The following is a 21,666-nucleotide window of genomic DNA, read 5'->3' as shown; positions in this document are numbered from 1 at the left end:
TCCTCTCCTCCTGTGATCGATATTTCATTGATGGGACACTGTCCGATGTCCCAACTCAATCGGGCACCCTGTCCCGTTGCAAAAGCACGGCGATGATGATGATGACGCCCTGAAAGGCTCCGTTGAGATAAGGACTAACAACGCCTGTCAGATTGAGGATATTGGCAATAAAACCCAGGATCAGCACACCGACGATGGTGCCCCAGATGCGCCCATAACCGCCCGCAAGCGCCGTCCCGCCGATAATGACCGAGGCGATGGCCTCAAGCTCCCACATCAGGCCCGTCGAAGGTGTGGCAGATCCAAGACGCGGCACGTAGATAACTGTGGCAATGGCGACGCAAATCCCCTGGATCACATAAGTGGCGATACGCACCCCATCGACCGGAATGGCTGAAAAGCGCGCGACATTGCGATTGGAGCCGATGGCCGCAGTGTGGCGGCCGAAACGCGTTCTCCACAAAACGAGTTCGGCAGCGATCGCGATCACGATCAGCACGATCACGGGGATAGGGATTCCCAGTACGGCATTGTAGTAAATCGGCCGGACGGCATCGCGCAGCGAAAAATTGAGTGAGATCGCGCCGCCGTCGGAAAGCCAGGTCACGAGCGCGCGAAAGATGCCCATTGTACCAAGCGTGACAATGAAGGCCTCGACACGCCCCTTGACGACCATGGCTCCATTAAGGAAACCTGCCGAAGCACCAAGAAGCAAGGAAATCGCGATCCCGGCAACCACCAGAAGCCAGCCGGTGTTGGACCAGTCCGCCAAGGCGTTCATCGCCATTATGGTGAGACCGGCGATCAGCGCCGACAGCGAACCGACCGAAAGATCGAGGCCCCCTGCAGTTATCACAAAGGTCGCACCGATGGCGATGATGCCGATGATCGCGCTGCGGGTGAAGACGTTGGTCAGGTTTTCATAGGTCAGGAAACTGTCGCTCATCAGAAGGCCGATCAGCATCAACAGTACAAGTGCCAGCAACGGCCCCGTGGAAGTGAGTATCCTCGACAGAACCGCGCGGTTCTCCGCAACTGCACCGGCCGTTTCAGCGGTTCGATCAGACATGCTGCATTTCCTCCTGCAAGCCCATGGCATAGCGTATGATCGCCTGCTCACTAATTTCGCCGTGTCGCAGTTCGCCGACAATACGGCCCTGACGCATGACGAGAACACGATCCGCGAGGCCCACTATCTCCTGCATCTCGGAGGAAATGACGACGACACCTTTTCCTGCCTCCGCAAGACGAGCGATGACTTCATAGATCTGCTGCTTGGCTCCTATATCGACGCCGCGCGTCGGTTCGTCGAAAATCACGATCTCGGGCTCGATCGCCAGCGTCTTCGCGATCAGGACCTTTTGCTGGTTGCCACCGCTCAAAGCGCCGACCATCGCGTCGAGACGGGCACCCCGGATATCATAAGCGCGCACCGCTTCCTGAAAGCCGCGCCGTTCAGCAGCCGCATCGATCCAGCCCGGTCCGGCGAGTGCGCCCTTCACAAGTGCCACATTCTGCGTGATGGAACGAGTGAGCAGAAGGCCTTTGCCCTTTCGGTCTTCAGTCAGATAGGCGAGCCCCGACCGCCAGGCGTCACGTGCATTCGGCAAGGCCCGATCCTGGCCGCGTAACCGGAAACGTTGGCACGAGGCAGGTCGCAGGCCGAACACCGCCTCGAAGAGCTCGGTCCTGCCCGATCCAACGAGGCCTGATATTCCGAGAATTTCGCCGCGCCTAATCGCGAGTGATACGTCACTCACCGTACCTGGAGAAGTGAGGTTGTAGACCTCCATCAGCACGTCCCCATCGCTCACCGAGCGTCGTGCCGCATATATTTCCGAGAGTGGCCGGCCGACCATGGCTTCGGCCATTTCTTTCTGCGAAATCTGGGTGACATCTTCCACGCGCATGATCCGTCCATCGCGCAGGACAGCGACACGGTCTGCGATCTCTTTGACCTCGTCGAGACGATGCGACGTGAAAATCACCGCGCCACCTCCATCTGTGAAGGTGCGAATACGTTCGAAAAGCCTTGCGGCTTCCATTGCAGAAAGAACGGCTGTAGGTTCATCCATAAGAATGATTTTCGGACTGCGGGCGAAAGCCTTGGCCAATTCGATCATCTGCCAGTCGGAAACGGGAAGGTCGCGAAGGCGCGCCTTCGGCGATGCCGATGAACCGAGTTCCGCGAGCGCCCGCGCGGCCTCCGCCTCGCTCGCACGGCGGTCAATGAAAGGACCACGGACGATCTCACGCCCCAGAAAGACATTTTCCGCCACGCTGAGATGGGGAGCCAGGCAGAATTCCTGATGGACCATGACGATACCGGCCTGTTCGGCCGCAGCCAATGTGGCGGGTGCAGGCGCACCGTCGAACGTTATCCTTCCCGTGCTTGGTGCCATCAAGCCTGCCGCGATGCGCATCAGCGTGGATTTTCCCGCGCCGTTCTCGCCGACGAGCGCCACCACCTGCCCCTTGCCCACATCAAGGTCGATGCTCTGAAGCACCGGGATGCCGGCAAATGTCTTGGCAATCTTCTCGAATGAGAGGAGCGCCATTGTCAGTACAAACACGTGGAAGAAAACGAAACGCTGTGGCTAGCGCGCCAGAGGCCGCATATCCGTGGCTTTGTAGGTAGCCTCACTTCATGCATCGCAGTCCCTCCCAACAAGAATGCAATAATAATTGCTGAATAAATAATATGTCAATAAATGTTTCGATTGCTGGGGCTGGACTTTGCAACTAGTCGGACAGTTTTGACGCTCGGTATCTATGCCGCGAGCCGTGCAACAGGGCATCCTTTATGGTTCCGGGAAGGTATCAAAATGACGTCGGGAACACGAAAGCCCTGCGGTATCAGGACCACAGGGCTGTTCATTGAATACGAATGGGAGAGATCAATTCTTCGCGCTACGGACCTTTTGTCGATAGACATCCACAATGACCGCAGTGACGATTATAACGCCCTTGATGATTTCCTGATAATAAGCATCAACGCGAAGAAATGTGAAACCCGAAAGCATCAGTCCCAGGATGATGGTTCCGATCACAGTTCCAAAAATCCGCCCACGTCCGCCTGAAAGGGAAGTTCCGCCGATAACTGCGGCTGCGATGGCGTCAAGTTCGTACATCATACCCATCCCTGCCTGTGCTGTCTCGGCCCGGGCAGCGGTAACGATACCCGCCAATCCGGAAAGAAGCCCGGCTATAGCATAGACCTTGATGATATGGGTCTGAACGTTGATGCCGGACACACGGGCAGCCTGCGCATTGGCTCCGATCGCATAAGTGAACTTGCCATAGCGGGTATAGCGCAACGCAATATGGAAGATAATCGCCACCACGAGAAAGATGGCGACGGGCCACGCGCCGCTGCCGATGGCCGCAAAGCTATCCGTCGGAAACGAAATCGGCTGACCTTTCGTATACCATTTCGCAATGCCCCTGGCGGTGACCATCATGCCAAGCGTGGCGATAAAAGGAGGTATTCCGGTGCGTGCGATCAAGACACCATTGATGATTCCCGCCAGTAGGCCAAGGCCAAGACCGATCGCCAGCGGTACGATGACCGGCAGGTCCGTCAAGGCTGGATATATTGCGCGGGAATAGCTGCCTGCCTGAGCGAAACTCATCGCAATCATGGCGGTCATGGCGACCACGGAACCGGAACTGAGGTCAATGCCGCCCGTAATGATGACCTGTGTCACCCCAACAGCGATGATACCGACGACCGAGACCTGCAATATCATAATTGTCAAACGTTGTGGATTCATCAGGAAGCTTTGCCCCTGAAATATCCAGCCAAGAATCTCAAAGACCAACGCCACGCCGATCAGAACGCTTAGAATGTTCACTTCCTGCGGCAGTTTGCGCTTTTGCTGCGCGACCGGCTCGATTTTCATACTATCCATTGTTTCCTCCTCACCGAGCCGCCAGTTCCATTATCTTCACCTGATCGGCGTCGGCACGATCAAGAATGCCGGTCATATGGCCCTCGTGCATGACCAGTATCCGGTCCGACATGCCCAGCACTTCGGGCAGTTCAGACGAAATCATGATGACAGCGACACCTCGTTGTGCCAGTTGCGATATCAGCCGGTGGATTTCCGCCTTGGCGCCCACATCGATGCCGCGCGTGGGTTCGTCAAGGATGAGAATTTCAGGCTGGGTCATCAGCCAGCGGGCGATCAGAACCTTCTGTTGATTACCGCCCGAAAGATTTTCGATCCGCTCATCTAGGTTGGGTGTTTTCACCCGCAGCGCCTTGCGCATTTCCTCACATTGAAGGGTCAGGCCCCGCTCATCGACAAACCCGGCGCGAGCATAGTTTTCCTGCAATGCGGCAATCTGCATATTCTCAAGAATAGAAAGAGGCAGGAAACAGCCGGTTTCCTTTCGGTCCTCCGTCAATAAGGCCATACCTTCCCGCATCGCATCCGAGGGGGCCCGAATAACAGTTTCTCTTCCGTTGATACGGATACTACCCGAGGTCGCGGGTGTTACGCCGAACAGTGCTTCGGCTACGTTTGAACGGCCAGAACCGACAAGCCCGGCGACACCGAGAATCTCGCCGCGCCGCAAATCGAAACTGATATCGTGAAACACACCGTGAAGGGTAAGCCCGTTTACCGACAATATAACGTCGCCGATCTCGGCCGTCTCTTTGGGAAACATGTTCGTTATTTCGCGCCCCACCATCATGCGGATGATGTCATCGCGCGTTACGTCGCAACTGGCATGAGTGCCGACATAGGAACCGTCGCGAAATACCGAAAATTCGTCCGCGATCTCAAAAAGCTCGTTCATCTTATGGGTGATGTAAACGATCCCGATTCCCCGGGCGCGCAGATCGCGGATGATCTCGAACAGATGTTCCACCTCGGTTTCGGTCAATGCGGAAGTCGGTTCATCCATGATCAGGACGCCGGATTCGTAGCTGACGGCCTTGGCGATTTCGACCATTTGTCGTTGGGCGACCGTCAATGTATGAACATCCGCCAGCGGATCGATATCGATTTTTAACTGTTTGAACAGCGTCCTCGTTCGGTCCGCCATTTCAGCGTGATCGATAAGCCCGATTGAATTCGTTGGCTCGCGCCTGATCCAGATATTCTCGGCAACGGTCATGAAATTCATGAGAGCGAGCTCCTGATGGATCATGGCGATGCCACGTTCCAAAGCATCGCGTGGACTTTTCAGGCTGATATACTCACCGCGAAGGCGTATTTGACCTTCATCCGGCGTGTAAACACCTGCGATGATCTTCATAAGGGTCGATTTGCCTGCGCCGTTCTCGCCCATCAGCGCGTGGACCGTGCCCGGGCGCAAGCGGAACTGCACATTGTCAAGGGCAACGACGCCCGGAAACTCCTTGCGTATTCCCTCGGCTTCAAGAAGATAGTCGCCTTGTTGCGCCTTGAATTGTTCAACGGCCTGCATCGTCGTCGTGGAAATCATTTGCTCAATCCCCATGCACTGCGGAGCAAATCGTTTGTTTTGCCCCATGGGATTGGCGCCGGGACATTCCGGCGCCGCTCGTTTTCAGTTTTTGGATTTGTACTGAGCGAGATTCTCTGGCGTCACGAGTTCGAACGGAACGACCACCTTTTGCTCGAACTGCTGCCCGCGCGCGATTTTCAGGACCGTGTCCAGCGCACCTTCACCCTGCCCTTTGGCCGACTGATAAACTGTAACATCGAGATCGCCGGCTTCCATTGCGCCCAAGGCGTCCTGCGTAGCATCGACACCGCCGACGATGACGCCCTTCATGTCTACGCCAGCAGACTTCATCGCCTGGATGGCACCGAGTGCCATTTCGTCGTTGTTGGAGATCACGGCAGCGGGCTTGATACCGGATGTTATCCAGTTGGTCATGAGATCGATAGCAGGCGTTCGCATCCAGTTCGCCGATTGTGAATCGAGCACCTTTATGTCCTTGCATGCATCGGATTTGAGAACTTCTTCTGTCGCTTTTGTGCGGCCTCGCTGTCCAGTCGTGCCGAGTTGGCCCATAAGAATGACGGCATCGCCTTTTCCACCAAGTAAGCGGCATATTTCCATGGTTTCGAGCCGTCCCGCCTGCTCCTCATCGGAACCAACCCATGCCTGTTTTTCAGGAAATTCATCCATATTTGCAGGCAGCATGTTCACAAATACCAGAGGTACCCCTGCTCTTTCGGCAATCTTCGACATTGCCCGGCCCGAATCCGCATCAACGAGCATCGTAATAATCCCGTCGACACCTGATGCCGCGAAGTTTTCGATCTGGGACTGCTGGCGCGCTATATCGCCCTGCGCATCCTCCATCTGCACTTCGACGCCGACTTCGCCGGCGTGGCGCTGAATGTTGTGGCGCAGGACGGTCAAAAAATTGTCGTCGAATGACGACATTGCAACACCGATCTTTTCGGCATGAGCCTGCCCTGCCAGTACCGCGCAAAACGCGGCCGCAAACGTAATCTTCCTAATCATGCTGTTCGCTCCTCCTCAGCGTCTATCGGGGACGCCTCCCCTGATCTTTCGACGCCACCGCCTGTCTGGAGGCAACGCGGCGCCATCGTCCGGCCGCTTAGTTCGTGCGGTCGGAACGTTCAGTCGTCATCATTCGAAAGCCAATGAGAAAGCCTTGCCCATCGTAGCGGTTTCAATATCCCGCCATTTCTACCGACAACGGACAACCTTCTGCTCCCGATAGCATCATAGCCACGGCAAAATAGCATTGCAACAAAAATTGCATATATAATTTTATGCAATTATTATTCCGCACCCGATATCCTGCCGATAAACCCCAACCATCGCAAATCGGGAACTGAAATGTCTCGTGGAGGCTGGCCAATGGGCACGAATAGGCCATCTCCATCTACGCGGGCACCTATATGACACGAGCGATTTCGCTCGACCATAAAATCCCTCTAGGATTTCGCCACGGGACGGCTGCGCATACGTGTCACCGTTTCCCGCTCGGCGCGTCGGCAGATTTGGGGCGGCAGCCCGCGCAGGATAAGTTCCGTATCGGCGAGGACGAGCCTGCCGATCTCCAGAAAGCTCTCTCGCATACCGCCACTGCGATGGCTGGACAGGACCACACCGTCGAGTTGTCGAAGAGATGCGTCCCCCGGTAGGGGCTCGACGGGATAAACGTCTATTCCCGCCCGTACATGCCTGCTTCGGACCGCACACTCCAGCGCGTCGAAATCGATGATCCCGGCCCGGCTCATGACCAGAACCACCGAACCGCGCGACATCAACGACAACTCGCGCTCACCGATAAAGCCCTGGTTCTCGCTAGTGGCACTCGCAAAGAGAAACACGACCTGCGATTGCCGGAATAGATCATCGAGCGAGGATGGAATACAGTCCTGTTCAAGGATCCGTCGTTCGGAAAGCCACGGATCGAAAACCCGCACTTGGCAGCGAAAGGGCACCAGCATTTCGCGCAGGCGCCGGCCAAGATCGCCCAAGCCCACAATACCCACCCGGGCACCAGTTAAAAGGAAGCTGTCGACATTGCTCGCCACCCCCCATTTTTCCGATCGTGTTCTAAACGCTTGGTGCGTCGCCGTGATCTCGCGACACAGATCCAGGGCCATGCCGAGCGCCGTCTCCGCGACCGACGTTGCATAGACCGGGCTGGTGTTCAGCACATGGACGCCGTGGTCTAAACACCAAGTATAGTCGATATTGGGAAGGAAATTGCCTTCGACGTTGAATATGGCCCGCAGGCTAGTCATCTGCGCCAGGCGCTTCGCCGGCAGATCGATCTGCCCGATACAGATCGTCGCTTCCACCAGGGCGGCGTCGAGGTCCGGTTTCGAAAGGCGACGCCCATCCGCATGCACTCGAACGGTTCCCAACTGCGCAAGCCTCGCCATAACTTCCGGTTCGAAGATCATGTCGAGTGTGCGCGGCTCGGGATCCGCGATCAGGATGACGGGTTTACCGGAATTTGTGGCAGTCATAATCTGCAATCCACCCATTCGCCGGTCGCATTGGACTGGACCGCAGCCTGAACGAACCTGACCCCCTTTGCACCGTCGATAACGTCGGGATAGGCAAGCAGTCCCTCGGGAAGCGTCCGGCCAGAGCGACGCGCATCGATCGCGACCGCAAACTCCGTATAGAGATTGGCCCAGGCGTCGGTCAACGCCTCCGGATGACCGCGCGGCATGCGTACAAAACGTGCGGCGGCGGGATACATGCCCGCACTATAGCCTCGACTGATGATCTGTGTTGGCGAATCCAGCGGCGTGAACAGAAGATGTTCCGGATTTTCCTGGTTCCACTCAAGTCCAGCCAGACTGCCGAACACTCTGAGCCGTAAACCGCATTGCGTTCCTGCTGCCGCCTGCGACACCATCAATGTGCCGGGCACCCCACCTTCGAAACGCAAATGCATGAAGGCGGTGTCCTCCAGAGATTTCGGCGCGCCGGCAACATGGAAAAGCGCCCGCACCTGTTCGAGCTCCTTGCCGGTGGCGAAGCAGGCGAGATGCATCGCGTGGGTACCAATGTCGCCGACTGTGAACGCCGCGCCTACCTTCGCCGGTTCGAGACGCCAGGGACGCTCGCCGTCCTGGTCCGTCAGGTTGACGGCCCATTCCTGAAAATATTCGACATGTATCTGGCGAACATCCCCCAGCATGCCGTAGCGGATCATCTCGCGCGCCTGCCGCACCATGACGTGGGCGGCATAGGCATACGTGACACCGAAAACAAGCCCGGTGGTCTGCTGGTGACGTACGAGCTCGAGCGCGTCATCAAGGTTAGTCGTCAACGGCTTGTCGGAAATGACGTCGATCCCGGCGTCCAGAAATGCCGACGCGACAGCGTGATGCAAATGGTTTGGAGTGGTGATTACCACAGCGTCGATGCCGTCGGAGCACTCGGCCTCGCGCTGCGCCATCTGCCCAAAATCGCTGTAGATGCGATCATCATCGAGCATCCATGCGCGGCCCGAACGGCGCGCGCGTTCCGGGTCAGAGGAAAGAGCGCCCGCGACGATGTGCCAGCGATTGGACAATCGCGCACCGTTAGCATGAACGGTGCCTATTAATGCACCTTCGCCGCCGCCGACGAAACCGAGCCTGAGCAATCGTGAAGGTGGTGGAAAACCTGAAAAGGATGCATTTACAGCCATCGCACAAATTCTTCTCATCTGGAGAAATGTGGTCCCGCTCAGCGGCGGGACCATGCCACCGTCACTTACTTGTACTGCTCGGCATTTTCCTTAGTGACCAGAACGGTGCCAGGATCGGTCACCATCGGCACATCCTTGCCGGCCTTCATATCCACCAGCGCCTGGATGCCGAGACCCGCCATTTTCTGCGGCGCCTGCGCAACGGAGGCGGAAAGCTCGCCTGCGAGAATGGACTTCGCCGCATCAGGATTGGCGTCGTAGCCCACGACCAGAACGTCTTTCAACTTAGCGGCAGCCTTTAAAGCTTCCACTGCACCGAGCGCCATATTATCGTTTGAACCGAAAACGCCCTTGATGTTTGGATTGCCGGCCATGATGGTTTCGGTCACTGACTGCGCCTTGGCGCGATCCCAGTCGGCTGGCTGTGCGGCGACGATCTTCATGCCGCAACCTTCGAGCGCTTCTTTGGCTCCGTTGTAACGATCGGCACCGTTCGTCGTAGTCATCACACCCTGCAGGATGGCAACCTCGGAACCAGGTTGCAGTTGCTTGCACATGTATTCGCCGCCAAGTTTGCCGCCCTCCAGATTGTTGGTCCCGATAAACGGCACATCCTTGTTCGTACCGGCTCCATCAACGAAAACCACCTTGATGCCGGCTTCTTTCGCTTGGTCCACGACTGGCGCGAGAGCGGCAGGATCGGTCGGCGCGATGGCGATGCCCGCCACCTTTTGTGCGATCAGGTCTTCGACCTGGCCGATCTGCGCCTGAACATCCGTTTCGCTTGGCGGAGATACCACAACCACATCGACACCGAGTTCCGTGCCTTTCGCTTTAGCACCTTCCTCAAAAGCGGCCCAGTATGGATTGCCAGCAGCTGGCCCTTTCATGGTGACTACATATGTGTCGGCGGCCTGGGCCGTTACGATCATGGCGGCGATAGCGACGCCGGAAAGAAGAATTCTTTTCATTTAGGTTTCCTCCCATAATTTAAACGTCTCGCTGGAGTTTTTTCACCGGGCGTGCCGAGACAAAAGCATCCGGGATCTTGGACGTTCAGCGCCGGACAGAGGCGTGCTTGCGCAAAACGTCGATGTAGACAGCAATGATGATGACAAAGCCAATCAGGATCATCTGCCAGAAGGCACTGACATTGTTGATATTGAGGCCATTGCGGAGCAGGCCCATGATGAGCACCCCGGCCAAAACTCCGAGAACTGTTCCCCGTCCACCGAAGAAGGAAGCGCCACCGATGATAACCGCCGCGATGGCATCCAACTCGATGCCGATACCGGCATTAGGAAAGCCACTGCCGCTTCGACCAACAAGCAAAAGGCCGGCAAGCCCTGCGAAGAAGCCGCAGATCATGTAGACCAGAACCAGAATTCTATCGACATTGACGCCCGATACGCGCGCAGCCTGCGGATTACCGCCGATCGCGTAGATATGACGTCCGGTTGAAGTGTAGTTAAGGAACAACCAGACGAGTACGGCGCTGACGAGCACGACGACAAGACTGACCGGCACCCCGGCTGGCGGCGCGAACAGTCCCAGGTCCCAATAAGCGATGCCGAGATAACGAACTTCCGGTTGAAGCCCGGAAACGGGCGCCCCACCGGTCAGCAGATACGTCAGTCCGCGTGCGATATTGAGCGTGCCCAAGGTCATGATGAAAGGATGCGGGAGTCTTAGCTTCGTCAGTCCGGCGCCGTTGATATAGCCGACCGCCAGTCCCACCGCGGGTCCAACCAGCAAACAGATCGGCCAGGGCACACCCGCCTGGGCAGCCATGGCAATGCAGACCATCGCCAGCGCCATGGTCGAACCGACGGAAAGATCAATACCGCCGGTTATGATCACCAGCAGCATGCCAAGCGCGAGCAGTGCTAGCGAGGCGTTCTGCTTGAGGATATTGGAGAGGTTTTCCGCAGACAGGAAGACACCGGGCTTGATAATAGCCAGAGCCATCATCATGACGATGACGACCACGACAATGCCGTAAGTTTCGAGAAATTTTGAAAATTTTGGATTGTCCAGCACTTTATTTCACCCGATCGTGAGCCAATTCGTCGGCATGGTCCTTTGCGCCCATGATCCAACCGATAACTTCGTTACGGTTCGTCTCTGAAAGCTTGGCCTCGGCGAAGTTGGTCCCATGAAAGAGGGCTATCACACGATCGCAGCAGTAGAAGATGTCGTCCATGCGATGCGAAATGATGATAACCGCGACTCCATGTTCCTTGAGTGAGCGGATCAGATCGAGCACCTTTCCTACTTCCTTGATCGCCAGTGCAGCCGTCGGCTCATCCATGATAACTAGTTTGGCATCAAAGGCGGTAGCACGTGCAATCGCAACGGCCTGACGCTGGCCGCCACTCAAATTCTCAGTATTCTGATCGATAGATTTGACGCTGATCTTCAGTTTTTCCAGGTGCATCTGGGCCATGAGACGGGATTTGGCGTGATCGACAATCCTTAACGGCCCGAATTTACGGCCGGGTTCTCGGCCGAGATAGATATTCTCGTAGATCGGCATATTTCCGGCCAGCGCGAAGTCCTGATAGACCATCTCGATACCGTGCAGACGGGCGTCCTTCGGACCCGAAAAACGCACCGGAACGCCTTGGAAAATGAGTTCTCCTTCGCTGGGCGCATAAAGACCAGACAGGATCTTCATCAAGGTAGATTTGCCAGCCCCGTTATCGCCGACAACCCCTAGTACCTCGCCTGGATCAACATGAAAATTCACGTTTCGCAAGGCAGTAATCGCCCCGAAAAATTTAGAAACGCCCCTCGCTTCCAGAAGCGGGGACTGCGGCTGTGATGCACCTGTCTTCTTCACGCTTTCCTCCCGTTTCGCGACGACGCCCGATTACATCTCACAGTGAAAATTTCTTATTGTTATATTCTGCAATATTTGTTGCACACACCAGATTGCCTGTCAATCGAGATGGCCAACCGCTGGCAGTTAAGGGGTGAGTCATGGAGCGCTTTAAAGGATTTTCTTTCGTCGTGGATTGTGCGCTTCGAGTTGCTACACCTGACGAGCAACACAAAACTGCTGCGCATTCACAATCGGAGTTTGGAAGATTGACCAGGTCAAGCACGGATTGAAAACGGTAGTGCTGACCCAGATTAGGGAGAGATGGCTCGGGAAATCTGCACAGCCCGGCTTCTCGGCTTCAGCCGTAGCAGCGTTTATTACTCCCCGCGTCCAGTGTCCGACGGCGATCTGGCCCTTATGCGCCGGATCGATGAACTGCGTCTCGACTACCCTTTTGCCGGAAGTCGGATGTTGCAGGGGCTTTTGAGAGGAGAAGGCATGAAGGCCAGCGACTTCATGTCGCCACGCTGATACCTCCAAACCAGCACCAGATCACAAAATCTACCCCACCTCCTGCGCAAGCTGGCGGTCACCCGGCCCAACCAGGTCTGGACTATATCCCCATGGCGCGCGGCTTCGTCTATCTCTGCGCCGTCGTCGGCTGGTTCAGCCGGAGGTTCTGTCGTGGCGGCTGTCGATCACGATGGAGGCAGCCTTCTGCATCGAAGCCGTCGAAGAGCCGCTTGCTTGATACGGCAAACCCGATATCGTCAATACGGACCAGGGATCGCAGTTTACCTCCATCAATTTCACCGCCGTGCTGAAGAAGGCGGAGGGCGCCATCTCGATGGACGGCAAAGGCGCATGGCGGGACAATGTCTTCGTCGAGCGGCTCTGGCGGTCGATCAAATATGAAGAGCTCTATCTCCATGCCCACAAGACCGTGTCCGAAGCCCGCACCGGGATCGGTCGGTATCTGACCTTTTACAATAGCCGACGTCCACATTCATCCCTTGACCGGCAGACACCGGATCAGGCCTACTTCAACGCGCTGACACCGATAATGGCGGCGGCATAATCGAGGCGGAAATCCACTTGGCAAAACGCCAGAAACTGTTCAGACAAACCGAGCAACCTCTGATCATCGCTTCATCAAACGGATCACAAAGCCGATGATAGGTTTCAAGGCGTTTTATTCGGCGTCAGCTACCCTTGCGGGCATCGAAGTTGCCTACATGATCCCCAAGAACCAGTTCGCCAATGACAATCGCTCGTCATTCAAGATCTTTGCTGAACTTGCAGAATAAATCCGTCCATAGTTAAACTGTACCCCAAACGAAAATTTGCGACAGAGCCGGAGGAAGTCCATCGTCAGCCACGCGAATGAACAGGCTCAGGTGGGCGGTCGTCGACCCGGATGGTCTCATTCGGGTCGACCTGGTTGAGGGCTTCTACGTTCGGTCAGTTGCCGTTGATTTACGTATTTATCAAAAGCAAGGATCAGCGTCGGAAACTTTTCACTGCAGAGTCAAAAAAGCTGAAAATGGCATCACCAGCAATCGCACCTGCCGCAAAAACCTCCATTCCGTGTTTTCCTTCTTCACCTGCTACTCTCGTCCAAACGATCCGAATGACAATACCTGCTAGGACGGCCCAGCCAGCTGCCGGAAAACTGATCAGCAGACCAGTCGCAAAAAGCACGCCAATCTGGCGTTTTGAGCCACCGATGAACTGAAGCAGGGCGCCTGGAATCGCCCAGAGAAACAAAGACCATCCCACTCCCGGCGCCACACCGGCTTCAATTGTAGCCGCATAGACTTTGTTCACAGGCGCAACAAGTCCTTGGTCGAAATAATACTGATACGAAAAGAAAACCACCGCTCCAGCAATAACCAGCGCGAACATCGAAGCAAGTAGCTGCTGTCTTCGGCCATCCCTTTCGAAGACAGGATCATTTTCCTTTCGTCTGAGAATATAGCCAGCTTTGAGATCATATCCCATATCAGCAAAGGCCGGCCCCGTGGCGGCCGAAAATCCGACCAGAAGGGCAAGTGCCGGTGCAGGAAAGCCAATTAACATGCCGATGATCAAGGTAATTAATGCAACCGCGAAGGCCGGAAACCACCCTGAATGCATAGCTGCCAAGCCGACAATCAACTCGTGAACATAAGCGGCTGTTGCAGCATAGAGGACAAAAATCAGCAGCATACCGAACGACATCTCTCCGATCAGCCCACCAATCAATGCAATGAGAATTGCGATTGCGATATAAAGTACAGCACCCAACCCAAGCGCCTGGCGCACTTCTTTGTTGGATGTAGCAGCTGACCGGCTCGTCTCGACGGAACCCTTGTCCCGATGCACAAACAGGGCGATAACCTGAAAGAGTGCTACTAATCCAGCCCCGATCATAAAGCCGTGGGGAATATAGGCAGCCATCAGATCGCCGTCGGGAAGCACGCCGCCGAACAGTTGCGGTGAATAACCTCTCAGTAACAGGCCTACCCCGAACATGGACAGCGCCCAGATGTTCCCGATGAACGCAACGCCGAATGCAGACATCGGAACCTTGAAAAATGCGCCGATGATTCCGACAATAAAACCTGCTCCCATAAGAACGGCTTTCTTGCCGCCTTCGTCGCCCGCCTTGATCGCCTCAGCTGCCGCAACGCCAGGTGGCCATGCGCCCTCTGCCGGAAATATACGGGAATCAAACATGCGGTACAGAAGATAGGCGTCCAGCAACATCGCGAGAAACGCGCCAATGAACATCGGCATGATCAGATCGGAACGCCCGAGAACAAACGGTATTCCGATCGGAAGCAGCAGACTGTTCGATGCACCGAACGTGGACGCGGATATAGCGCTTTGGGCCAGATTTTGTACATGGATCGAGCGGTATCGTGCAAAGATACCGACTGGCACACGGGCGAGCGCCATGGCAGCCATTGCACCGATGAGCGAAGTATTGGCTGAAACACCCAGCGATACAAGTAACTGGATGCCAATGATCGAACCGAAGACGCAAAGCACTGTAATCAGCAGAAGCGTCGACGGCTCGAAGAGGCTGGGGTGACGCCGCGGCGCCCCCCCTGTTTGGTCTGTCATATCGGTTCCCCAGGATTTATTTTGACATCTTCTGGTGTTTTCACGCGTTCAGGAGGATGCCCCCATGTTTTCCCGTGCCGAGATCAGCTGAGGCGTGGATGGTATTTTTGCGCCGTAATCCCGGTTTGCAGCCTCCGGCGATACAAGTTCCAATGCGATGTCGCGCGCGATCGCATCGGGGTCACGCTCGGACAGCGCGCCATAACCGGCCCCGCCCGCCAGAACGAGTTCAACGATCTCGTCGGCCTGCGTAACCTGTACCAGGTCGCCCGTGCCGACATCGCGAAGCGTTTGGCCTGAGCTATCAATAACCCGACCGGATGCTCCTCCACCGGCATGCCCCCCAAACAATCCCGGAATGGGGTTGTTTACACCTTCCGGATAAAGCGAAACGAGCGTTGCCAGATCGTCATCGGCTATCTTGCGCAAGCGGACGCGTTGTCCAAGACCACCACGATGTTTGCCGGCTCCACCGGAGTCGATGAGATACGACTTTTCTATCACCAGAACAGGAACGCGAGCCTCAAATGTTTCAATTGAAGTATTTGCTGCTGACGTTGGATAAAGCAGGCCTGACTTACCATCTCCATGGGCAGAACCACCCTGGCCGCCTCCGACGAACAACATGTCGGAATAGGTATTGCCGTTGTTATCGCGACCATAGACACTGGCAGCAACCGGCAGTCCGGTGAAAGCCTGCACCTGTCGTGGAGCAGCTTCTGAAAGCGCGCGGAAGATGTTCGGCGCAATATACCAGCCGGTCCTGGTTCTCAAATTCACTGCAAGCGGTTTGTCACAATTAAGAATTGATCCTTCCGGCGCTTCGATGGAGAAGGCACGATAGCAACCCGCATTCCCCCGTACATTCGGCGTCAGCATACATTTCAGCGGATAGGTAGCGTGAGCCATTGTATAGTTGAGTGTGCAATTAAGGCCGCCTTGCGGCAATTGCGGTGGCGCACCGGTAAAGTCGAGGTGAATAGTATCGTCCCTGACTGTCAGCGCCAGGGGGTAGGTCATCTTGGTGCCGAGAGGATTGTTTGATACGCTGCCATGATAGGTACCGTCGGGCAGAGCCGATATGGCATCGCGCATTGCCTTTTCAGAACGGTCTTGTACCACTGAGGCCAGCGCGCGGAGGTCCTGCATTCCATAATCCTGCAGAAATGCCTGCAGACGTTCAGCGCCTATCCGGTTGGCTGCAACGAAGGAATGCAGATCACCCAGCACCTGTTCGGAATTGCGTACATTCTCGCCCAAAAGGAGTGTCAGCGTCTCGTTGAGTTCCCCGGCCTCGTAAAGTTTCATAGGCGGGATCTGAAAACCTTCTTCGTAGATTTCGCGCGCCCGCAAACTGTCTTTTGTTCCGCCGATATCCGAAACGTGACCGACCGTGCCCATGAGGCCGACCACCCGGCCCCCCAGGAAAACCGGTGTTACGACTGCAATATCAAACAGGTGTCCCGCACAAAGCCACGGGTCATTGGTAATCAACACGTCGCCTGGCTTCAGCGTATCGGCTGGATAACGCTCAAGCAAAGCTTTCACGGCGCGCGGCAGAGTAAGGTTGAACACAGGCATGGCTCGTGGTGAATGAGCTAGTGTCTCTCCTTCCGGGTCCAGAAGCTCACAAGCAAAATCCTGAGCTTCGGAGATTACCAGCGAGAAAGCAGTTCGACAGACGGTCAACCACATCTCTTCGACAACGTTGACCAGACGGCTCCACATGATTTCCAAAGAGATCGGGTCCGCTTCAATAAGTCGGGTTGCTTCAGCAAGCGACATGTCGGATGGAATTGTAACTTCGGCCGCGCCGGCCTGCGCGACCTCGATGACCAGGTTGAGTACGGCATCGATGCTGACATTGTCACCAGGAGGCACAATCGTCGTTGCCTCTCGTTCCTCGATAATGGCCGGTCCTGCAAGCCTGTCGCCCGTTTGCAGGGCATACCGGTCATAGACGGTAGCATCTTGCCACCCGCCCTCGAACCATGCGCGGCGGTGCCCTTTGACTTTTGCTTTTGCGTCGCCGCCTCCGGTTGCGCCGGACAAGGACAGTTCCGGCTTTGGTCCCTCGCAATGGACGCGGAAATTGATGGCCTCGAGACGAGCTCCGTCGTAGACGGAAGTGTAGCGTGCCGAATAAGCTTTCGAGAACGCAGCCCGCACAGCATCGAGACTGGTCGCATTGATCTGGCCCGCTGGAAAAGGTACTGCGATATCGTGCATCTGTCCGACAAGACGCATATCGGCGGACCTTGCAACGGCGATGTCACACTCCCTGACGCCAGCTTCAATAAGATGCCTGCGGCCCTCCGCTTCAAGTTCGGCCAGCAAAGTGTTTACGGTGCCTGCGTCAAATCCTTCAGAAAATTCGACCGGCAGCGAGCGAACCATATCAAAAGACAACGGAGCGCTAAGGAACCCTAGCGCCGAGGCGGCTCCCGAGGCAGGTGGAATGATAACCTGCTTTACGCCCAGCACGCGGGCCACATCGACTGCATGAGCCGGGCCTGCACCGCCAAAGCCGACCATTGCGTAATGACGCGGATCCTTGCCTTTCTCGACAAGATGGACGCGAGCAGCCGCTCCCATGCTTTCCACCACAACCTTATGGATGCCCCAGGCGGCCTCTTCTACAGAAAGATCAAGCGGAGTAGCTACAGCCTCAATTGCCTTGCGGGCTGCATCAACGTCAAGTGACATACGCCCGCCAAGGAAGAACCCGGGATCGTAATAACCCAGAACCAGATTGGCGTCGGTGACGGTCGGCTTGGTACCCCCTAACCCATAGCAGGCTGGCCCTGGGTCTGAACTGGCCGAGTGTGGTCCGACCTTCAGAAGGCCAACCTCATCAATAGCAGCAATTGAACCACCACCTGCACCGATTTCGATCATATCGATGACTGGCGCCTTAATCGGCAATCCCGAACCTTTTGCAAACCGGTTAACACGCCCCGCTTCCAGCATCGGTGCTATCTCGGCCGCACCATCTTCTATCATGCAAGCCTTTGCAGTCGTGCCGCCCATGTCAAAGGAAATCACCTCCTTGTGGCCAGCCAGTTCACCGAACAATGCAGTTGCAAGTCCGCCACCAGCAGGGCCGCTTTCGAGAAGCCGGATCGGGAAAGTTCGAGCCATTTCCGGCGAAACAAGCCCACCCGCCGAGTGCATGAGGCGCAGTTCGCCCCTGAATGATCGCAGGGTAAGCTCGCGTTCCAGACGTTCCAGATAACGATGCATCAGCGGTTGCACATATGCATTCGCCGCTGTCGTCACAAAACGTTGATACTCCCAAATTTCCGCGACCACTTCGCTTGACAGTGAAACAGCGATGCCTGGATGGGCCTGCTGGACAATGCGTCCGGCTGCCTGTTCGTGAGCTGAATTGCGGTAGCTGTTGAGAAAGCAGATGGCAATTGCTTCGCAGCCCTGCGCAACCAGGATGTCTGCCGCCTTGCGAACCGCCTCGTCATCCAGTGTATCAACGACATTGCCACCGCTGTCGATACGCTCTTTTACCTCAAGACGCAGGTCGCGTGAGACGAGAGGCTCGGGAAATGTAAGGAACAGGTCATAAATATCATAACGCTGTTCCGTACCCATTTCGAGAATATCACGGAAACCCTGCGTCGTGATCAGGCCGAGCCTGGCGCCTTTTCTCTCAATAACAGCATTGGTAACGAGTGTCGTTCCATGCACGATATCCCCGACGTCGGCCAGCGTTATACCAGCCTGCTCAGTAAGTTCGCCAAGCCCGATCAGCGCCGCCTCAGATGGGTCATGTGGGGTGGTCAGGCGCTTATGAAGCCTGATCGTCCCTTCAAGTTTATCGTATAAAATGAAATCGGTGAATGTTCCGCCAATATCAAAACCAATACGCCAACGCGAACTCATTTATCTGCCTCCACTAACATTTATTTCGCTACGGGGATGAATTTCGTATCCTTTACAAGCGCGGCGATCTGCTCTGCGCCATCTCTTAGGTGACGGATGATCACCTGCCTTTCCTCAGAGCTGACGATTGCATCAGGAAAGGATATACAAAGTGCGGCCTCGTCTCCGGTTCGCGGATCGCCAACTGCAACAGAGATTGCTCGCACACCACGCACCGCCTCATCTATGGACTCGGCATATCCTTGCCGACGGGTGTCAGCCAACCGGGCGAGGAGATCCGGAATATTCTGGGGCGATGTAGCGGATGGCGGTACAAAGCCGTCCTTGTAAAGTTCCTGCACCTCAAGGTCGGATAGTCTGGCGAGAAGAACGCGCCCGGTACTCGATGCAAATGCGGGAATACGGTCACCAATTGTGGTAAAAACACGTAATGCATGTGTTCCGGGGTGTGCTGTTACGCCGATGACATCCTGGCCGCGGCGCACGCTCACATAACCAGTGTGACCGACAAGCTGGGTCACTTTGGAAACCGCGTTGTCTGCGTGATCTACAATCGAGGCCGCATAACGATAAAGCTGGCCAACCTGGCTGATCAACAGCGAGGGCCGATAGCGTTTCGTATCCCCAACCATCTCCAGGAATCCCTCATCACGCATCGTACGCAACAGTCGCGACGCATTGCTTTTGGGCATTCCCAGAAGATTGACGAGATCCGTTACACTGACGTCGTGACGCGTGCTTGAAAAGCAACGCAATACGTCTGCCGCAGCCGCTAGTATTGTCATTCCACCTCAATTGTTCCATTAAACGGAACTTATGTTTCATTTACAAGAACTATAACGCATATTCGTTGCGCGTCAATGTGGTTCGTTGTGCCATCCAGTGGCTGACATTGTCTGGTAAGTGGTCAAGCTGACTAACTGCCTGCTTAGGGCGAGCTACCTGCGCCAAATGTCCGCCGAAAGTTGCGCGATGCCTCCACGACTGTGATGATCCAGTTCAATGGCGTTGTTCATGTATTTACTGGACAGAATAGCGATAGGGTTAGGCAAATCAGTGTCAGCGCGAGTATGCATGGGAGCATGCAATGTATCCGCTTCGCCTTCTCAGGCAATCGATTTCAGATTGAGGTTTCCCAACAAGGAAAAATTCCCCTTGCGAGCACATTTGTTCTTATATTCGACAACTACTTTGCGGACATGGTTCTTCATGCGTGAATAGCTATTACAGTGGAATATGACATAAGGAAGTACAAAAAACCTTTTCTCCGTGTAATGACTTTGCTTTAGGCATTCAATGTACGGCACATAGATTGAATCCCAAACAAACCTTTCATATTATTTTCGATCTTATTTTCACATTAAGCAATGATCTGTATATCTTACGACAAATCCAATCCCGATTAGCGAACCAGGAGATACTCCACGTGGCTGATGAAAAAATTACAGAAGCAAATCCGCCTGTAGCGGAAACCAAATCTGGTACCAGATCCACCAGAACACCGAAGGCTGCAGCAAAGACTGAAGCTGCTTCACCTTCACCGGCGGCACGCAAACGCACCACGTATACGCCGGTTCAACGCGCCTCGATCCTTGCTTCCATTGAAAAAGCAACAAAAGATGGCAAGACCACTCTCAAAGCTGCATTGCAGCAGGCTGAAGTGAGCGAGCAGACCTACTACAACTGGAAGAATGCTGCTGCAAAGATAGCGCCCAGACCATCGACAGGGTGGTCGTCCAGCGATGATTTTTCCACCTTGGCTGCACTGGAAGCAGAGAACCTCAAGCTACGCCAGGAACTTGCTGCGAAGTTGCGTGCCGAAAATGAAGAATTGCGTAGACGTCTCGGTCGGGACTGAGACGAAACTACTGCGTAGCAACTACACCAGGCTACCACCAAACAGGTGACTTGCAGGTAAAGCCACCTGTTCCCTTTCAAGGGAAATCCAGTGCCTTTGTTCTCTCCTTCGGAGGTTGTCCAGTATTGCCGGGAACGGAGCCGTATTATGATTTTGAAAACCGCGCAGGCCCAGTCAATCTACAATGCAATGCATGCCCTTAACGACGGCGGGGGTCAGCTGACTGGTGCTTCCTTTGACGCCTTCGCCACCGGTGAGGCGATTATTGACGTTCGCATTCACACGGACGATCGCATCGAACTGTGGTCAGTGGGCGGGAAATTAATTGAGATACATGTTGATCTGTCCGCTTTTGCTTTTGCCTATGGGTTGCAAACACCATAATCGCATTCCTGTAGCGTAGCTCTCACCAAACGGATCCATGTCACCTGCACGGCAGAACGGATGAGAATTTCTAGCAATGGCGGCTGAGATTCAACATTACTCTGCAAGTGACCGGAAAGCCCAGCTCCTTGAGCTACCCTCCGTTCCCCCAAAATAAAACACCCGCCGCGAGAGACGCGACGGGGAATTATGGGCAAGATCAGATCCTGGGAGGAGGAAGTCCGGCGGTGGTGTCGCTCTAAGTTACGGACGGACGGGACAGTTCCTGCGCGGTGAATTTCACGCATTTACCGACAAGGCGATTTGACGCCAAGTCGTGATGGCGTTGCTGCGTAGTTGTCGATGATCGGCGGCGGTCACGTGTTTTCGATGAAGAAGAAAGAGATTGGCAATCTGGCTATGTGTTGAGACAAAGCACGGGCAGTGTAGTGCGGACTTGAATCGTATCATCCGTCGTTC

The 21,666-nt window shown here is 55.3% G+C and carries 15 protein-coding genes and 3 pseudogenes; 4 read left to right on the top strand and 14 right to left on the bottom strand.

What is annotated here, in order from left to right:
- Positions 1-55: 55 nt before the first annotated feature.
- From JNC70_RS19265 to JNC70_RS19220, 10 genes are all read right to left on the bottom strand, one after another.
- The gene (locus tag JNC70_RS19265) at positions 56-1,069 is read right to left on the bottom strand and encodes an ABC transporter permease (RefSeq protein ID WP_104757023.1); all 1,014 of its coding nucleotides are present in this window, start codon (positions 1,067-1,069) and stop codon (positions 56-58) included.
- Positions 1,062-2,573, bottom strand: coding sequence for a sugar ABC transporter ATP-binding protein (locus JNC70_RS19260; protein ID WP_374788859.1), 1,512 nt, complete (start codon positions 2,571-2,573; stop codon positions 1,062-1,064). Before JNC70_RS19260 ends, JNC70_RS19265 begins: the two co-directional genes overlap by 8 nt.
- A gap of 324 nt (positions 2,574-2,897) precedes the next feature.
- Positions 2,898-3,902, bottom strand: coding sequence for an ABC transporter permease (locus tag JNC70_RS19255; RefSeq protein WP_374788862.1), 1,005 nt, complete (start codon positions 3,900-3,902; stop codon positions 2,898-2,900).
- A 19-nt stretch (positions 3,903-3,921) separates the two neighbouring features.
- The gene (locus tag JNC70_RS19250) at positions 3,922-5,457 is read right to left on the bottom strand and encodes a sugar ABC transporter ATP-binding protein (RefSeq protein ID WP_104757038.1); all 1,536 of its coding nucleotides are present in this window, start codon (positions 5,455-5,457) and stop codon (positions 3,922-3,924) included.
- An 84-nt stretch (positions 5,458-5,541) separates the two neighbouring features.
- Complete coding sequence (locus JNC70_RS19245; RefSeq protein ID WP_374788861.1) at positions 5,542-6,468, bottom strand: substrate-binding domain-containing protein; 927 nt, start codon at positions 6,466-6,468, stop codon at positions 5,542-5,544.
- Between the two features lie 443 nt (positions 6,469-6,911).
- Positions 6,912-7,958 carry a hydroxyacid dehydrogenase gene (locus JNC70_RS19240; protein WP_104757027.1) on the bottom strand — a complete coding sequence of 349 codons (1,047 nt, stop codon included), beginning with the start codon at positions 7,956-7,958 and terminating at the stop codon, positions 6,912-6,914.
- Positions 7,955-9,136 (bottom strand): Gfo/Idh/MocA family protein, encoded by a 1,182-nt coding sequence (locus JNC70_RS19235; RefSeq protein ID WP_104757028.1) that lies wholly within the window; start codon positions 9,134-9,136, stop codon positions 7,955-7,957. The genes JNC70_RS19240 and JNC70_RS19235 overlap by 4 nt, the downstream gene beginning before the upstream one ends.
- A gap of 65 nt (positions 9,137-9,201) precedes the next feature.
- Entirely contained in the window at positions 9,202-10,107 is a 906-nt protein-coding gene (locus JNC70_RS19230; protein WP_104757029.1) for a sugar ABC transporter substrate-binding protein, read from the bottom strand.
- 85 nt (positions 10,108-10,192) lie between these two features.
- Entirely contained in the window at positions 10,193-11,176 is a 984-nt protein-coding gene (locus JNC70_RS19225) for an ABC transporter permease (RefSeq protein WP_104757030.1), read from the bottom strand.
- 1 nt (position 11,177) lies between these two features.
- Positions 11,178-11,978, bottom strand: a complete 801-nt coding sequence (locus tag JNC70_RS19220) for an ATP-binding cassette domain-containing protein (RefSeq protein ID WP_104757031.1) — start codon at positions 11,976-11,978, stop codon at positions 11,178-11,180.
- Positions 11,979-12,302: 324 nt separating this feature from the next.
- Between JNC70_RS19220 and JNC70_RS19215 the strand changes: the two are divergent.
- Together JNC70_RS19215 and JNC70_RS19210 are read left to right on the top strand one after the other, a co-directional pair.
- A pseudogene (locus JNC70_RS19215) lies at positions 12,303-13,038 on the top strand (IS3 family transposase); the annotation flags it as partial.
- A gap of 46 nt (positions 13,039-13,084) precedes the next feature.
- Positions 13,085-13,267: pseudogene (locus JNC70_RS19210) on the top strand (IS6 family transposase); the annotation flags it as partial.
- Positions 13,268-13,460: 193 nt separating this feature from the next.
- Here the strand turns inward: JNC70_RS19210 and JNC70_RS19205 are convergent.
- From JNC70_RS19205 to JNC70_RS19195, 3 genes are read right to left on the bottom strand one after another with little or no spacing between them, the layout of a single operon-like run.
- Positions 13,461-15,068, bottom strand: coding sequence for an OPT/YSL family transporter (locus JNC70_RS19205; protein WP_104757032.1), 1,608 nt, complete (start codon positions 15,066-15,068; stop codon positions 13,461-13,463).
- Between the two features lie 48 nt (positions 15,069-15,116).
- Complete coding sequence (locus JNC70_RS19200; RefSeq protein ID WP_104757033.1) at positions 15,117-18,965, bottom strand: hydantoinase B/oxoprolinase family protein; 3,849 nt, start codon at positions 18,963-18,965, stop codon at positions 15,117-15,119.
- Between the two features lie 20 nt (positions 18,966-18,985).
- Positions 18,986-19,750, bottom strand: coding sequence for an IclR family transcriptional regulator (locus tag JNC70_RS19195; protein WP_104757034.1), 765 nt, complete (start codon positions 19,748-19,750; stop codon positions 18,986-18,988).
- A gap of 641 nt (positions 19,751-20,391) precedes the next feature.
- Here JNC70_RS19195 and JNC70_RS19190 point away from each other — a divergent pair.
- Together JNC70_RS19190 and JNC70_RS19185 are read left to right on the top strand one after the other, a co-directional pair.
- A complete protein-coding gene (locus JNC70_RS19190; protein ID WP_245414804.1) occupies positions 20,392-20,823 on the top strand; it encodes a transposase in 432 nt (143 codons plus the stop codon).
- A 147-nt stretch (positions 20,824-20,970) separates the two neighbouring features.
- Positions 20,971-21,207, top strand: a complete 237-nt coding sequence (locus JNC70_RS19185; protein ID WP_167394092.1) for a hypothetical protein — start codon at positions 20,971-20,973, stop codon at positions 21,205-21,207.
- Between the two features lie 279 nt (positions 21,208-21,486).
- Here the strand turns inward: JNC70_RS19185 and JNC70_RS19180 are convergent.
- Positions 21,487-21,666 (bottom strand): annotated as a pseudogene (locus tag JNC70_RS19180) (IS6 family transposase); the annotation flags it as partial.

This window comes from Brucella oryzae, assembly GCF_041929965.1.
Lineage (GTDB): Bacteria > Pseudomonadota > Alphaproteobacteria > Rhizobiales > Rhizobiaceae > Brucella > Brucella oryzae.
This window is presented reverse-complemented; position numbering and strand designations above follow the sequence as displayed.

Excerpts from the sequence above, each read along its gene's own strand:
- JNC70_RS19265 (WP_104757023.1), bottom strand. The coding sequence starts at position 1,069 with ATGTCTGATCGAACCGCTGAAACGGCCGGTGCAGTTGCGGAGAACCGC.
- JNC70_RS19255 (WP_374788862.1), bottom strand. The coding sequence starts at position 3,902 with ATGAAAATCGAGCCGGTCGCGCAGCAAAAGCGCAAACTGCCGCAGGAA.
- JNC70_RS19250 (WP_104757038.1), bottom strand. The coding sequence starts at position 5,457 with ATGATTTCCACGACGACGATGCAGGCCGTTGAACAATTCAAGGCGCAA.
- JNC70_RS19240 (WP_104757027.1), bottom strand. The coding sequence starts at position 7,958 with ATGACTGCCACAAATTCCGGTAAACCCGTCATCCTGATCGCGGATCCC.
- JNC70_RS19235 (WP_104757028.1), bottom strand. The coding sequence starts at position 9,136 with ATGGCTGTAAATGCATCCTTTTCAGGTTTTCCACCACCTTCACGATTG.
- JNC70_RS19230 (WP_104757029.1), bottom strand. The coding sequence starts at position 10,107 with ATGAAAAGAATTCTTCTTTCCGGCGTCGCTATCGCCGCCATGATCGTA.
- JNC70_RS19205 (WP_104757032.1), bottom strand. The coding sequence starts at position 15,068 with ATGACAGACCAAACAGGGGGGGCGCCGCGGCGTCACCCCAGCCTCTTC.
- JNC70_RS19200 (WP_104757033.1), bottom strand. The coding sequence starts at position 18,965 with ATGAGTTCGCGTTGGCGTATTGGTTTTGATATTGGCGGAACATTCACC.
- JNC70_RS19195 (WP_104757034.1), bottom strand. The coding sequence starts at position 19,750 with ATGACAATACTAGCGGCTGCGGCAGACGTATTGCGTTGCTTTTCAAGC.
- JNC70_RS19185 (WP_167394092.1), top strand. The coding sequence starts at position 20,971 with ATGATTTTGAAAACCGCGCAGGCCCAGTCAATCTACAATGCAATGCAT.